This is a genomic window from Paramicrobacterium humi (genome assembly GCF_900105715.1).
In the GTDB taxonomy this organism is placed as follows: Bacteria; Actinomycetota; Actinomycetes; order Actinomycetales; family Microbacteriaceae; genus Paramicrobacterium; species Paramicrobacterium humi.
Genome location: NZ_FNRY01000001.1, coordinates 1,076,860 through 1,091,347 on the forward strand (window position 1 = coordinate 1,076,860; position 14,488 = coordinate 1,091,347).

Sequence of the window (14,488 nt, forward strand, 5' to 3'; positions counted from 1 at the left end):
ATGACTACGGCGAACTGGTGGTCTGTAGGGATTTCTCTGGTGTCAATAGTCGTAGCGGGAGTAGCGTTGGCTCTGAACCTATTCTCGACGGCTGGCACGTACACCGGATCAATCACAGCCGCGGGCGCTCTTTGTGAACGTTGGACCGAGTTTGTGCTCAACGAGCAGGAGAGGGCCGCAGCGGCCGGAGCGGACCCCTCTGAGGTTGACCAAAAGCTGACCATGCTGGGGCAATATGGTGCCGGCAGCCCCTTACGAGAAGACTCCGCTGCAACCGCTCTGTCCAGTCCGACAGAGGAAACCATTGATCTTGCGGCGATCTGTGCCGCTCCGGAGGCAATTCGGCGAATCGGGCTTCGCTGATAATCAGGTTCCCGATGCTACTTCTCTTTGTCAGTAGCGGCAGGAATCCGCGCGATCAGAGCGTTGAGCGTCTCGCGTAGCGTCTGGTTCGCCGAGCGCTCCTCGACGAGTTGCTTCTCCGTGACCTCGTTCGGATCACCAGGACAACACGACAACGCCCGGCACGAATAGCACGAGCACAACCACAGCGAGCGCGCCCCAGGCGCACCATGAGCCGCGCCCACCACGACTACGCCGCGACAACGCGAGCACAGTGCATGCAACCCCAACCGCGAGCGGCGGCCACGACAGCCAATAGCCGACCACTGGCACAAAGCTGATTGCATAGGCGGCGAGGCACAACGACAGACCGATCACAGCCGGCGCGTTCATACGTTCGACTGATGTAGTCATGGTTGTCCTTCGTTTATCGTGGCTGATCATGTCGCGCATGCAAGCGCCGGTTTCAGCCGCGGCCGCGTCTGGCCCGCGCGCCGAACGCATCGAGTGCAGCGAGGATCTCCGGCGCCTGCCAGGTGCGGTTGCGGCGCGCTGTGCTCGTCTGCGTGAGAACCGTGGCGTCGACCAGTTTGTCGATCGCGTTCTGCGCGGCAACCTCGCTGATCTCAAGCTCTGCCGCGACGGTCCTCGTGTTCACGACCGGCTGGCGCAACAGATACGCCTTGAGCCGGTGCACGGACGAGTCGCTTCGAGCCACGACCTGGCTGTCCCAGCGCTTCGCTGTGGCCCTGATGTCTGTGACGAGAGCGCGGCTGTGCTGAATGGCGGCGAAAGAAGCCTCTGCCACCGCGGTGACGATGGCCTCTGGTCGCCCGGCTCGGTACTCGGTCAGCGCGCTGAAGTACGCGTCGAGGTCGTGCAGGAGTCCTGCTGAGACGGGCACGGTGACGTTGCGGGTGAGCCGTCCGTGGTGGAGCATGCCCTGTAAGAGCGCACGGCCGGTCCGGCCGTTGCCGTCGGGGAAGGGGTGGATGGTCTCGAACTGCGCGTGCGCGATCGCGGCCTGGATGAGCACCGGCACATCGGTGCGGCCGGCGAACGCGAGCATGTCTGCGATGAGCCCGGGCACTCGAGTGTGATGCGGGGGAACGAAGGTCGCAGCGTGAGGGGAAATACCTCCGCCGCCGATCCAGACCTGTTCCTCGCGCCAGTGGCCGACATACTGGGGCGCAGTATCGCGCAGCAGTGCGTCGTGCATGGCGAGGATCGACGTGTCGTCCAGTCGGTCGGACAACGCGATCGCGGCCTTCATGGCGTTGACGTTTGCCACGACAAGGCGCGCGTTGTCGGAGCGGGACTCGCCGATCTCGGCGAGGGCGACCTGCTTGGCACTCGAGGTGAGGTTCTCGACCTCCGAGCTGGACGCAGACTCGGTGCGAAGCAGGATCGAGGCAAAGGGTGCAGTGACCGTTCCGGCTTCGGCATCGAACCGGGCGAGCTCCTGGCTCGCGTCATCTGCCAGAGCAATCGCCTCGGCGCTGAGGGCAACCTGTGCGTCGGCAATGAGCGCAGGAACAGCAGCGCTGTAGTCGCCTCGAGCCTGGAGCAGGGCCCGGCGGGAGGCGACCTCGTCACCGGTTCGCACCCACGGATACGGTTCGTAGCTGATCTCGGGCCAGCCGGGCGCCAGCTTGCCGCGCTCGCGCTCTTCGTTACCCGTGGTCATGAGGAAAGCTTACCAAAGGCTAGTGACATAGCCTTTGGTATAAATGGGGAACTTATAAGCGGTCAGTGGAACAGGCGTGTCTGATGCCTCGGGCTTGGCATCGCACCGAATAGTGCTGCGGGATCACTGAGCGACCCATACCTTGTCCCAGTGCGCGTCCACGTCCGTTGTTGATCGCCGGTCGCTCACCGCGAGAGCCATGTTCGCTCCGCCCACGACATACAGCACGGCACTCTGACTGCGTTCGGTGAGCACATCGTCGAGCTTGTGCAGGAGGCGCCGGATGTCGTCGGCGCCGAGGTCTTTGCTGCCGGCTATCAAAGCTCCTTCAGGTTTGAGCGCTCCAGTACGATTCCGCGATGCAGTAGCGCGGCGGGCGTGGCGAGAACCGACAAGGTGTACCAGCCGTCGTCGCGGATCGAGCCGCCGAACGGGGCCCATGCCTCATCGAGACGAGCCTCACGTGCCCATGCAGGCGTAGCTACGGGCACATCGGCGCTCTGGCAGCGCCAGGCGATAAGCCCTTGCAGGAGCGCATCCCAACGCGGATCACCGGTGCTCGCCGGTTCTCGCACGAGATCGGAGAGGTGACTGTCCGGGAAGCTCAGCACGGCGTGGATCATGACCCGGGCGACAAGCTCGCGTCCGCGGAGGTCATCCTCCTGGAGTTGGCGCACCTGCTTTGCGACCTCGAGCGCGAGAGAAGCAGCTGTGCCGTGATGCGGCGCGTCAGGTTGTCGGTTGAGCTGCTCTTTCGCTGTCGGGATGGGGAGGCGACGCTTCGTGCTCATGTTGGATCTATCTGAGATATCTCGTGGTAGTGGCGGTGCTCGGTGGTCGTATCGGGCCCCGATGACTACGACGTGATGTGTTCCTGGCGGGAAGCACCAGCTAATCAGTCCCCGGTCGAGAGGTGTCGGCTTGCGCGGAGCGCCACCCGCTTGATGCGTCGTCGAAGTCTTGGAGCCAGCTGTTGACCTTTGTGGAAGCGTCTTGGCCGGCGAGTTGTTCGAGTCGCCTGAGCATCGGCAACCGGACGAGGCCGCTTTCATCGCGCAGATATTCCGACACGATCACGTTTGCGGCGACCTTGCCCATGCCGCCGAGCTCAGTTCTCTCTGCACAGATGCGGTGCATGGTCTCGGCTACGTCGAACGGATCGCTGGTCAGCATGAGCAATCCCACGTCGGTCGAGTCCTTCGCGCGCAGGCGATAAGGCCGGTCGTCGTACTGCTTGATCCGGTCGCGGATCTTGTACGCCTTGGCGACCAGCAGTGCTGCGTGCCCGGCCACCATGATCTCGGTGGATTCTTGATCCGGGTCCCCGGGCAATGGCAGCAGCCCCATCGGCGACCTGTCGTAAAGCGCGAGCTCGATGCCCTCGGCCTTCGTGGCAGCATTCTTCTGCCCGGCGATGCGAGCAGCGCGCCGGCCTGCACCTGCGTAGGCCTCGGGAACGATCAGGTCGATCGTCGTGCGCTCGACCTGCCTGGTCCCCGATTCGCTCGTGTAGCCGTAGATGCCCGGGCGATCAGGATGCGCAGGTTCGAGACCGGCTGCCGCCATCAGGTCGCGGATCGCTGGTTCGCTGGCGACGAACTCGGGGTTCACCGCGAGGTCGGCGTCCTTGGTCGACTGCATCTCCATCTCAGGAATAGCGCTCTGCACCCGGGCGAACACAGCGTGCGCGCCGATCACGGTGAGCGACTCGCGGAACGGTTCCAGGTGGCGGATCGTATCTATGAGGAGCCGGCGCGAGAGTCGCGCGCTTTCGGCGTCGTCGGCGAGATCCTGGACGAACCCTCCTGCGGGTGCCCGGCGTATGCTTCCTCGTGGAGGGCGCACGTTCTCTTTCTCGGTCATGCCGCTGGTCTCTTTTCTGCGTTGCCAATTGCTTCGAGCAGGTCGAGCCCCACGTCTGACTGGCGATCTGGGGAAGCGATGGTGTCGATGATCGACCAGTCTGGACTCATCACAGAGAGCGTGTTCACTCGCTCGACGAAGCGCGAGGCATTCTCGGTCAGAGGCAACGTGTATACCGTGCCCCGTGCGCCCTGCATGGGCTGTGTGTGCCACGGCTGCTCGAAGCCGGCGTCGATGTAGACCACAGGCCAGAACGACTGCGGGCCGCGCTCACTCCAGCCTCCGTAGAAGCCTTCCAGCGCCGAGAACGCGTACGTGGTGCCGCTGCTCTCCAGAAGCTCAGCCATCTCGCCGAGATCGGCAGTCACCGCTCTCGCGCCCACTCGTGCTGCGACAGGTGAGACCTGGGCGGCGACGCGGTAGACATCGAAGCGCTCGTTGAGAGAGGGGTCGACGAGGATCGCGGCCAGAATCTGATCGTCGGTGGACTGCTCGAGAAGATCCGGTCCGGGCTTGAAACCGAGCGTGCGCAGGAGCTTCACCACGGTGCCGTAGGCAGGATCTACCTGGCCACTCTCTATGCGTGAGAGCGTGGCCGCGGAGACGCCAGAGATTCGGGCGAGCTCCTTCTGGGTGAGCCGGCGATAGCGACGCGCCGTGCGCACGAGCTCTGCTGCACTGTCCATGACGCAATCCTCCTCTCGTGATTCCATATTTGCAACCACGCGAAGGTCAGCTGATGCCGGACGGGATGTTTCTTCAGTTCCCGGCCGCAGAGTGATAGCAGCGGCGAGTCCAGCAGCTTGCGCGACCCGGGTTGCCGGCGTAGTCATGGAGCATGAGCGACAAGATGAGCTGGGAAGAGTTCCAGGCCTCGTACGAGCCGCAAGAGGGCGAGATCACTCCCGATGTCTTCGCCGCTTATCTGCGGTACCTCTCGGACGGCAGGTGGAACGGCGAAGCGCACGAGTCCGAGCAGGCGCCTGAGCCGGAGTAGGTGGAGTTCAAGCCCCTCGGCGGGCTCGCGCACTTACCCCCAGCACGGGGTCTGGTGGCTTCTCCGGCTCGGAGCGTTAGATAGGGAGCCTCCCTACCCGAGGAGCACCATGACGCCCGATCATGACTCCGCGCTCTGGTGTGCCCGCACCAAGGCGGACTACCTTCTCCACAAGCTGCCCGTCGAGCAGATCGCCTACCTCGGTGACGGCTTCCCGTGGAACGTCACCGTCGAGGACCTGCAGTTGGCCGCCGAGCATCTGAGCCCGGTGCAGTGCCGGGCGCTGCAGGCCAGCCATGAGCTCGGCTTGCTGGACGGTGGGTAGGGCAGGGGATCGGTTCTACCGCACGCTCAGGACAACAGCTTCGCGAGCAGCTCAGCGGCACCCTTGGCGTCCAGTTCGAGGATCTCATCCTCGGGCACGCCGAGGCCGGTGAGCTGCTTGACCAGGAAAAGCGGCACAGACTTCTTGGGGCGCGGTGCCTCAGGCTCGCCGCGATCAGGCTTCACGCTGTCTTTGACACACGCCCAGAACTCATCCTCTGTTACCTGAAGCTGATCGCGCAGGATGTGCTTCCAGAGCGCTTGCGAGTACGTCTCCCCGTTGACGGGGCGCGAGATCCTCGTGCGCAGTATGTCGCCGTTCCACAGAGTGAGTTCCCACGTCTTGTGGTGGCGGATCTTCTGAGCGCGCGCGGTCCGGACGAGAACCCAGCCCTCGATCTCGCAGAACGCGTCGAGGTCCTTCTTGGTGCCAGGCGGGTGCTTACTCACCTCCGGCCGACATCCAGTCCTTCAGCTGCTCGTCCGACGACAGCCGCACCAGCTGCACGAGACCCCAGGCATCGCGGTGGTTCGGCGCGTACTGCAGCCGCTCGTCCCAGTCCTCGGCGTACTCGCGCAGTGCCTCGACGAGCTCGTCGAGCGCATCCGTGATCGTGGCGCCTTCCGATGCAAACGGCCGGCCCTCCATCGTCGCGATCACGATGCCGTCCTCGCGGGTCACAGACACCCGAGACGACACGGTACGCGCGAAGTAGTCCCGGAGACGATCCACAGCAGTGACCGCGACAACGTCGTTGTCCCGCTGGAGCGTGACGGTGCGGCCGCGCTTGGCATCGTCGAACACGTCCTTGAGATGCGTTCGCGCCTGCGTGTAGTTCGGGTAGTCCGCGACAAGCGACATGATCTCGGCCTTTCCAGTACCGTGCGTACTCCACGTACGTCACGTACTCAGTATACGCTGGGGCGGTTGCCTTGGCTACCGCAACTCAGGATGCTTGACGCGGCCGCAGCTGCCGCAGACTCGGTATCCGATGGAGGCCTCCGAGCCGCACTGCATGCACGGCTGCGAGAGCAGGAAGGCGAGCTTCTGGCGCTGGTCCTCGGCGCGCGAGTGAGCGAGCCAGAACCAGAAGATCGTCCAGCCGATGGACCAGGTCAAGCGCAAGATGCTGCCAAAGCCGTCGCCTGCTTCCCACTCGCCAGGGACCTTGAAGAATTGCATTAGAGCGATGAGCGCGGCGATCACGCCGAAGATACGGAAGATGAGAATCATGGTTGGACCTAACTGAAGCATTGACCGCACGCGATGCCGCGACGGCTCTGATCGTTGATTGATGCTGCTATTGGGGAATGGAGGATTCGAGGTGGTGGCCGAGGAGCCTGGTGCTCAGACGCAGCGGCGCCTCAGGCCGTAGATCGCCGCGTCAGAGGTCGCGGGCGACCAGCCGGGGAGCTGCTCAGCAAGCGGCTCCGGAGTGTTCATCAGCGAGCCGGGACGGGAGCGGCTGTAGCCCCAGTCGCCGGTGCGCTCGGTGATCTCTTTCAGCCGGCGCGTGAGCGTGTGCCGGGAGACCGGCACCTCGCGCGGGTAGCGCTTCCGCATCCAGTGCCGGTAGAGCTCGTGCAGGAACGTTCCGGGCAGGAAGTCCCAGGCGAATTCGGGCTCGAAGGTCTTCCAGAACATCGCCACACGGCGCGAGTCGCGCGACTGCGAGGATGTGCTGTTGGCAGCTCGTGAAGCCACAGCAGCTCGGGCTGGGTCTTCCAGCTCCAGAGCAGAGCTGATCGCCGACCAGAGCGGCGTCGACTCGGGATTGGCTCGCAGCTCGTCGACGTAGGAGTCGAACAGATCGTTCACGGCTTCGCGGGCGGTGTTCAGGCTCACGAGGTCGTCGAATCCGACCGGGCGGTCGACGTCGATTCGGCTCAGGTGAACGAGAGCGGTGGTGAGGGTCTTCTGGTCTAGAGGCACTTCTCTTCTCCTTCGTTGAGAACGAACAGTGGGCTGGGTTCAGCTGGGCAGCACAGGGCTGGAGAGCGCACAGCGCAGTCCCGGACACCACCCGTGCCGGCTGTGCCGGCTGCAGCACCGGAACGGAAGGCCGGTGATGCTCGAGGCGCGAGCGCAGAGCCTTTCATTGCAATAAATGCAATGGTTTCGGGGCACGGATAGCCGCGCACCCGCTACTCTCGACGTGTGCACGCGAGGAAGCGCAGGAGGCGATCGAGAGATGGCACAGCATGACGACCCCCTCGACGGCCTCATGCCCGAGGACGACAGCTACAGGACTTGTCCGGTGTGCGGCAGAGACTGTGCTCCTGAGGTGATCGATACGGGCAGCAGCGTCCGCGTCGCGTTCTCGTGCCCTGAGCACGGCGCGCATTCGATGGTCGACCCGTTCACCGAAGAGCTCTGAGCAGGGCAGCTCGATAAGGGTTGCAGCTGCCCACGAGCAGCGCAGTTGACACCCATTCAGGGGTGCTCAGCGCAGTCTTGAGGGGGAAATCAGCGAAATGTACCACCGGATGTACCCGTTTCGCTTTTCCTGCTCAGAGGGCAAGAAGTGCTGGTGAGCATTGTTTTCTGAAGCTCAGGCGTGGATTTTGTGTAACCGGTGGATTTTGCGAAAGGGTACGCCGCTGCGGGCCTTCTTGCTTGATATTTCAATGAAGTAGAGAGAAATAGAGAGAGATGTACCCGATGTACCAGCAAAAGTCAGAAACTCCACACGTGTGCGCGCATGCGCGCACACGCATAGGGTTTAGCGGAAACACCGGTACATCGGGAACATTTGCCTGATTGTGCACAGCTATCCCCGGTCAGCGAGCAATTCGCAAGTACCCGTTTGCGATTTGCTGCCGGTTACACGGAGGCGCGGGCGCTGTGGTGCGGCCGTGCGATATTGGCCTTGACCGGGTGTTTTCGCGTTCAGCACGGCGTACCAGCGAAACGGGTACATTTGCTCGTTCGCGGTGGTTCCAGGGCCGTGGATCGTCCTACCGGATGCTATCGCCGGCACTCGAGCCCTGACGAGCTACTCGAGGTAGACCCGGGCAGTTGGCGTACCCGGGGCGACCTCCGTGAGCCCGTTGTCGCGAATCGTGACGACACTCGGGTCTTGCGGATCACCGACTTCATCGGCGAAGCTCGTCTCACTGATGCTGAGCCCGGGGTCTTCGGCCCATGCGCGGCGAACGCTCTCTGGCTGGCCGAGCTAGCTCCTTGAGCCAGTCAATCTCTTTATTGCACACGAGCATCGACTACGTGTCGTCCACCACGTGGTGTGCCTCGGCATGCAGCAGCTTCGGGCGCCTTCGCCTGAGGCAGCCAGCTGCCGGATCTCGCCCTAGACGACCTCGTGAAAGGTGTCCGCGTGAATGCGCCGAACCGTCGGCAACCTACCGGATATTGAGTTCTCTCGATACAACTGTGTCGTTTGAAGACACTGCCACATCGACACGGTATGACCCTGCCACATGCTCCCACCGGCCGGCATTGGTCGACCACTGTCGAAACGAACGGGGCTCAATAGGAATCTCGATGGGTAGACGGTCTCCCTCGGCCACTTTGTGTTTAGAGAATGCGACAAGTTTCCGAGGCTCGTCACCATCGGCCAGCTTCAGGTAGATCTGCACGACCGCCGTCGCCGCGCGGGTGCCGGAATTCACGAGTTCCGCAGTCACGAGCGCTCCTTGGCGATTCTGCTGCATTTGAACGTTCTTGATCTGCACCTCGCCGTAAGACAATCCGTGGCCGAAGGGGTAAAGCGCTGGCACCCCTGAATGCTCATGGTGGCGGTAACCGATGCGCCCTTCATCCGCATAGGTGAATGTTCCTCCGGACCCGGACCAGCCTGCGCCGCCATCGCCCTCGTAGCCGAGCTCAACGGCGTCTTCGATTCGTCGTGGGATGGAGAATGGAAGGCGACCACCTGGATCTGCATCGCCGAAGAGGACGTCACCAACAGCTGCACCGATCTCCTGACCGGCATACCCGATAAACATCTGGGCAGCGGCCCCGTCTGCAGGAGTGAGATCTACCGCTGCCCCGGCGTTTACGAGCACGATAGTGCGCGGGTTGCATGCGATCACGCGTCTTACCAGCTCGGCTTGCTGGCCCGGCAGCTCCATGCTTGGGCGGTCGCCGCCTTCCATCTCATACTCGCCGCCGGTACCGACGACGACGACAGCGGCATCTGCATCTTCGGAGAGAGCAACTGCTTCCGCCATCGGGTCGTCCGCCTGGGGCGCGTGCATGCCAAGAATGACACCGGCTGTCGCGGACTTCTCGGTCCGTGTCTCGAGATCGACGACCACGCGATATCTCTTACCGGACTCTAGGTGTAGCGAATGCAACGTCTCAGCGGAACCCCTGCCGAAAAAGTGCGGTCCGCCGCCTTCAGCATCGTCCGAGTCGAGAATGATCTCTCCATCGATCGTGGCCACTGCATGGCCTGCACTGACCATTCCGAAAGTGTACTCCCCAGTAGCCGGCACAATGAGGTCTGCCGTGGCTCGCACCGATGTCTCGGCCATTGGGACTTCTGGGAGAGGCGCTCCGATCCATGTCAGCTCCAGTTTGCTGACCGTTTCCGTGCGGACTAGTTCTCCCCTGCGGAAGTACTCGAGCGTTGCCCCGGAATGACCGTCGACACTGGTGAGAACGGAACGCGTCAACACCGGTGCGAATCGTGAGATGGAGCCGCCCTCTGCGTGCAGAACTTCGATCTTGTGCCCCGCTGCGGCTTTGATTCCGTCGAGCACGTTGACTTCGTGTGCTGGGTTGACGAGGGACGACCCTCCGCCCTGGATCGCTGTTAGAGCAGCCTTGGGGCCGACGACGGCGAGGCGCCTCAGTTCCGACCGTTTCAGCGGAAGGATGCCGTCGTTCGATAGCAGAACCATACCCTCGATGGCGGCGTGCCGGACCAATTCGCGATCCGCGGGATCGTCGACGGATGTTTCCGCGCCGGGAGTACGATCGAACGCACCGACGCGGCGCGCCAGCTTGATGACCCGGTTCGCTTTATCGGACACCGTCGCGTCGGCAACAGTGCCATCATGAATGCGCTCTTCCAAGTGATGACCGAAATAGTCCGGCGGTCCTGGCATTTCGATGTCAAGACCGGCGTTTGCCGCGTCGACAGAAGAGTCCACGCCGCCCCAGTCAGAGATTACGACGCCGTCGAAGTCCCATTCGTCCTTCAGGATTCCCGAAAGCAGACGGTGGTTGGCAGAACAATGTGTCCCGTTGAGCTTGTTGTATGCAGACATGACGGCCCAGGAACGACCGTCACGAACTGCCATCTCAAACGGGAGGAGATAGACCTCACGAAGCGGCCGTTCCGCAACCTGCACGTTGACACTTTCGCGTTCGATCTCGGAATCGTTCACGACGAGATGCTTCGGGACGGCAGCGACACCACCGTCCTGAAGTCCACGCACAACGGAGCGAGCAAGCGCTCCGGCGTGGAAGGGGTCTTCGCCGTAGCACTCGAAATTTCGCCCTGCCAGGGGATACCGGTGCAGGTTGATAGTCGGACCCAGCAATACGTCTGATTGCTTTCGGCGGCACTCCTTGGCGAGAAGAGTCGCAAGCTCATATGCCAGTTCCGTGTTCCATGTGGCCCCAACGGAAGATCCAGACGGGAAGCACACGGACGTCGACCCGTGGAAGGAGTCGCCCCGAGCGCCGTTGGAACCATCCGTCATTTTGATCGATGAAAGTCCGACGCGTGGAACTGCCGGTGTCGTCCACGGGCCATCACCCGAGGTCAATGACAGTCGTTCTTCGAGCGTGAGGTCTGCGGCTGTCAGTTCGATGCGATGCGAGCGCTGATCCTCGTTGTTGTCAGTCATGAAACTCTTCCTGGCTTGAGCTGTGATGACGCGATTTAGTGTTCGTCAATCGCGGAGGTCGAGCCACGCAACCTGTTCTGGTGATAGCTCAATTCCGACAGCGTCCATCGACGAAGTGGCTTCCGAGAGCGTACGGGGGCCAAATAGCGCGAATGTCGGGAACTGTTGGTGAAGCACATATGCGAGCGCGACTGCAGTCGACATAACACCGAGCTCAACCGCAAGCTTGCGGCAGCGGTCCAATCGTTCGAAGTTCTCCTCGCTGTAAAAACAGCGCACAAGTTCCGGGTCCGACGTGTTGTTCCGGTCGGCACGGGCGAAGAATCCTCGAGCTTGCGATGCCCACGCAAATACCGGGATCTGTTCGTCGCTCAGCCAACGCTTCGAAGCATCGTCCGTCACGTGCTCACATCCTGCCCAGGGCAGTTCTATCGCTTCCGCGAGGCCGAAGTGATTGCTGAGCGCGGTCATCGGCTGTTTGCCACCGGCACGTGCATAAGCGTTTGCCTCTTCGAAACGCCGGCGGCTCCAGTTCGACCCACCGAACGCGCGGATTGTTCCCGACTGGTAATAGCGGTCGAGCACGTCGACAAATTCGCCCACTGGGATGTCCGCGTTGTCTCGGTGCATGAAGTACATGTCGAGGTAATCCGTCTGCAGGTCCTCAAGCGTTTCGAGCAGCTGGGCTTCGAGATCTTCTGGTGTGCAGTAGGGGGTGTGGGCCCCCTTACCGATGACAAACGCGTCCTCCCTAACGCCTCGATTGGCCATCCATTGGCCGAGGAGCTTCTCCTGCAGCCTGTCGTTGTACTCATACGCAGTATCGAAGGCGTTGCCGCCGTGTTCGAAGAAGTCGTCCCACATCACGCTCCCGTGTATGAGATCGGGTTGATTGTCGCATCCCATGACGAGGCGAGAGATGCGCTTATCGCTTTCGGGGATCGTCCCGTATCTCATCCGCGATGATCTTTTCTTCAATCGCCCGCCGCGGGTCGGCCGAACGTCGGCATGGCGACACTCGAACGGATAGGCCACTCCTGCCGCAGTGCGCCAGCGGAACTGCGTGCGCGCTATCGCGATCGAATTCTGCGCCCAGTCATTATTCGTCTTTCCAGAGCGAACGAGATCGGCAAAGGCGTCTGCTTCAAGGGCGTACGAGTTCGCCGAGCGCACCTCGACGCTATGCGGCTCTTCTCCAGCCACACTCAGCAAGATTTCGGCGGCCTCGCTTGGAGCCGGCGCCCAGGGCTGCTTGAGCTCGATAAATCCAGTGGACCCTGTGATGCGAACGTGATGCTCCTGCTGTACGGCGATGCCAGCGCGCAGATGCACAGTGATGCCATCGGGGAAATCGGCGTGAGCTGTTGTAACCAGATCCACTCCCTCGTCAGAGAGTTCCGCCGTTGCGAGTATCTCGCGAGGCTCGGTGAACGCGCCTGCACGACCGTTCGCGCCTGCAACGACCTCCATAGCGAGGGAGATCGGGTAACCTCCGACATCAAGAATTGCTCCGCCTGCTCGTTCGGAATCGTATAGACGAGCTACTGATCTATCGGCGTTGAACGTATACGTCGCTTTGACATGTCGTACGTTTCCGATCGCTCCTTTCGCGATCATCTCGAGCATCTGCTGGATCTGCGGGTGAAAGCGATACATGTAACCTTCAACGAGGACTCTTCCCTCGCGGCGGGCACACTCGATCATGGCCATGGTGGTAGCGGGGTGGGGAGACAACGGCTTCTCACAAAGGACGTGTTTCCCGGCCTCCAGCGCTTTGATGGCCCATTCTGCGTGGTCCGTGTGCGCCGTAGCTATGTAAACCGCGTCGATCTCGGGATCGGCAAGGAGCGCCTCGTAGCTGATGTGCGCTCGTGCGAGGTGGTTGTTCGCGAAGTCCCGGGCGCGGCCCGCATCTGAGCTGGCAACCGCCACCAGCGCGCCTTTGGAGCTAGTCTTCAGCGCCTCAGCGAACGTTCCCGCGATCTCGCCTAGCCCGATGATCCCCCATCGCAGTTTCCCGGTCTCGTCCATTTTGTCTCCTTCGTGCTCTTGAAAGGTTTTGCCGCGCTATCGCGTGAGCGCCTGCGTGGGGTTTAGTGCGTATGGTGCGTGCCAGAGCGCAATGTCGCTGAGCGGCAGGACGGACTCATGCACGTTCACTCCGATGTTGTTGCGCAGGAACTCGCGTCGCCGTTCGATCCGCTCCCAGAACTCGGGAAACCCGGCGGAGAGTTCGGTGCGAAGCTCACCGTCTGCAAGAGCGATTCCGTCTTCGATGTTTACGTATTGGTTCTTGCGCGGCACGACTGGAATCACGTCGCACTGCAGCAATGAACCAGATCTGAGTGGCACATCGCTTCCTGCTTCGAAGGCGGAGTTCGTCCATTCCTCGAGATGGAGGTGGTGGCCGGGATTCAATGAGAACTCGAAAACCGTTTCGTCACGTACGCGATCCACATCTTCGAATACCGCTCCAGTAGTGCGGTCAACTTGGACCGACTCCCACCATGTGCTGACGACATCGAAGTAGTTCCGGATAAGAGGGTCGAACGTGTTTGCGTTCTCGCCCGTGAGATCGTCAGCGCTTGCTGCCACCGCACCGGCTCGGCAGGTGAGCCCGCCTCGCAAGCCGAAAGCGATCGTGAAAGCATCTCCAAGCGAAGCCGTGTTCCCAGTTGCACTGTAGAGCCCCTGGCGGGGACCGAACTGCATCATGGCGTGGCAACTGTGCGGTAGCCCTGCATCACGCAGTTCGTCTGCGACGACATATTCCGGAACGCCTACGGCTATTGCTGCCATTGCGCGCTGCACCGATTGCGCGGTGATAGATGCCGCATATTCGAATCGCACGATCTCTTCCGCTGTCGAGCTTGTGCGGAGACCTGCTCGAGGATCGGTGAACAGAGCCTGTGCGTTCACGACGTCACCTGTCGATCCGACCAGTTGACGCAGAGTGTCGACGAGGTAGGCAGGTGCCATGATCGCATGCTGGATGTCTTCGACATAGCCGACATTCATCGCCTTACCACCTGCGACGCCCACGCGAATGCCAGGCTCAACGCCCGCCTCGCGCAGGATCGCAGGCAGCGAGGCTGGCTGGTCACGCTTCTGTCCTGCGGGGCTGAGGGCTTGCCACAGCACGATCTTGGTGCTCAGGAGCGAGGCCGGCTCTTGGTGAAGGTTCTCGTTACCCAAGAGCAACGTGCCGAGTCCCGTGCTTTGGAGGACGAAGATCGCTTCCTCGAACCTTGGATCAAGCCCTGTTAGATAGCAAAGGTCGGCAAAGCTCTCCCGGTCACCATAGACGATGAGCGCATCAATTTCGTGCGCGTCGAAGAGCTCCTGAGCAGCTGCAATACGTGCCGCATAGGTTTCAACCGGGATGAGCCCCGGCCGCGTTCCGACAACCACATTGGGAATCGGAAGATGTGTCAACTGCGCCATGTCAAGTTCCT

The 14,488-nt window shown here is 61.9% G+C and carries 16 protein-coding genes; 3 read left to right on the forward strand and 13 right to left on the reverse strand.

The annotated features are described in order from the left end of the window. Positions 1–498 precede the first annotated feature (498 nt). From BLV49_RS16695 to BLV49_RS05480, 6 genes are all read right to left on the reverse strand, one after another. Complete coding sequence (locus tag BLV49_RS16695) at positions 499–786, reverse strand: hypothetical protein (protein WP_176980731.1); 288 nt, start codon at positions 784–786, stop codon at positions 499–501. Positions 787–808: 22 nt separating this feature from the next. Continuing rightward, the gene (locus tag BLV49_RS05460) at positions 809–2,029 is read right to left on the reverse strand and encodes a Fic family protein (RefSeq protein WP_091180997.1); all 1,221 of its coding nucleotides are present in this window, start codon (positions 2,027–2,029) and stop codon (positions 809–811) included. Positions 2,030–2,152: 123 nt separating this feature from the next. Next, positions 2,153–2,350: a hypothetical protein gene (locus BLV49_RS05465; RefSeq protein WP_091181000.1), complete on the reverse strand. Its 198-nt coding sequence runs from the start codon at positions 2,348–2,350 to the stop codon at positions 2,153–2,155. Then, a complete protein-coding gene (locus tag BLV49_RS05470) occupies positions 2,347–2,820 on the reverse strand; it encodes a hypothetical protein (protein ID WP_091181003.1) in 474 nt (157 codons plus the stop codon). Before BLV49_RS05470 ends, BLV49_RS05465 begins: the two co-directional genes overlap by 4 nt. Before the next feature lie 100 nt (positions 2,821–2,920). Next, positions 2,921–3,892, reverse strand: a complete 972-nt coding sequence (locus BLV49_RS05475; RefSeq protein WP_091181008.1) for a hypothetical protein — start codon at positions 3,890–3,892, stop codon at positions 2,921–2,923. Beyond that, complete coding sequence (locus tag BLV49_RS05480) at positions 3,889–4,557, reverse strand: helix-turn-helix domain-containing protein (protein WP_176980732.1); 669 nt, start codon at positions 4,555–4,557, stop codon at positions 3,889–3,891. Before BLV49_RS05480 ends, BLV49_RS05475 begins: the two co-directional genes overlap by 4 nt. A 173-nt stretch (positions 4,558–4,730) precedes the next feature. On the opposite strand from BLV49_RS05480, the gene BLV49_RS16860 reads away from it, so the two are divergent. Continuing rightward, positions 4,731–4,889, forward strand: a complete 159-nt coding sequence (locus BLV49_RS16860; protein WP_176980733.1) for a hypothetical protein — start codon at positions 4,731–4,733, stop codon at positions 4,887–4,889. A gap of 109 nt (positions 4,890–4,998) precedes the next feature. After that, entirely contained in the window at positions 4,999–5,214 is a 216-nt protein-coding gene (locus BLV49_RS05485) for a hypothetical protein (RefSeq protein ID WP_091181015.1), read from the forward strand. Positions 5,215–5,240: 26 nt separating this feature from the next. Here the strand turns inward: BLV49_RS05485 and BLV49_RS05490 are convergent, their stop codons facing one another. The 4 genes from BLV49_RS05490 to BLV49_RS05505 form a co-directional block, all read right to left on the reverse strand. Next, positions 5,241–5,663, reverse strand: a complete 423-nt coding sequence (locus BLV49_RS05490) for a hypothetical protein (RefSeq protein ID WP_091181019.1) — start codon at positions 5,661–5,663, stop codon at positions 5,241–5,243. Further along, positions 5,656–6,075 carry a hypothetical protein gene (locus tag BLV49_RS05495; protein WP_091181023.1) on the reverse strand — a complete coding sequence of 140 codons (420 nt, stop codon included), beginning with the start codon at positions 6,073–6,075 and terminating at the stop codon, positions 5,656–5,658. Before BLV49_RS05495 ends, BLV49_RS05490 begins: the two co-directional genes overlap by 8 nt. Before the next feature lie 75 nt (positions 6,076–6,150). Then, positions 6,151–6,447 carry a hypothetical protein gene (locus BLV49_RS05500; protein WP_091181029.1) on the reverse strand — a complete coding sequence of 99 codons (297 nt, stop codon included), beginning with the start codon at positions 6,445–6,447 and terminating at the stop codon, positions 6,151–6,153. Positions 6,448–6,561: 114 nt separating this feature from the next. Beyond that, the gene (locus tag BLV49_RS05505) at positions 6,562–7,146 is read right to left on the reverse strand and encodes a primase-like DNA-binding domain-containing protein (protein ID WP_091181032.1); all 585 of its coding nucleotides are present in this window, start codon (positions 7,144–7,146) and stop codon (positions 6,562–6,564) included. Positions 7,147–7,405: 259 nt separating this feature from the next. Here BLV49_RS05505 and BLV49_RS05510 point away from each other — a divergent pair, with 259 nt between their 5' ends. Continuing rightward, positions 7,406–7,591 (forward strand): hypothetical protein, encoded by a 186-nt coding sequence (locus BLV49_RS05510; protein ID WP_091181034.1) that lies wholly within the window; start codon positions 7,406–7,408, stop codon positions 7,589–7,591. Positions 7,592–8,573: 982 nt separating this feature from the next. Here BLV49_RS05510 and BLV49_RS05515 read toward each other — a convergent pair. Genes BLV49_RS05515 through BLV49_RS05525 form a run of 3 tightly spaced genes read right to left on the reverse strand, consistent with a single transcriptional unit; the run spans position 8,574 to position 14,477 of the window. Beyond that, complete coding sequence (locus BLV49_RS05515; RefSeq protein WP_091181037.1) at positions 8,574–11,033, reverse strand: beta-glucosidase; 2,460 nt, start codon at positions 11,031–11,033, stop codon at positions 8,574–8,576. A gap of 45 nt (positions 11,034–11,078) precedes the next feature. Further along, positions 11,079–13,064: an aldo/keto reductase gene (locus tag BLV49_RS05520; protein WP_091181040.1), complete on the reverse strand. Its 1,986-nt coding sequence runs from the start codon at positions 13,062–13,064 to the stop codon at positions 11,079–11,081. A 36-nt stretch (positions 13,065–13,100) separates the two neighbouring features. Then, positions 13,101–14,477: an aminopeptidase P family N-terminal domain-containing protein gene (locus BLV49_RS05525; RefSeq protein ID WP_091181043.1), complete on the reverse strand. Its 1,377-nt coding sequence runs from the start codon at positions 14,475–14,477 to the stop codon at positions 13,101–13,103. Between the last annotated feature and the right edge of the window lie 11 nt (positions 14,478–14,488).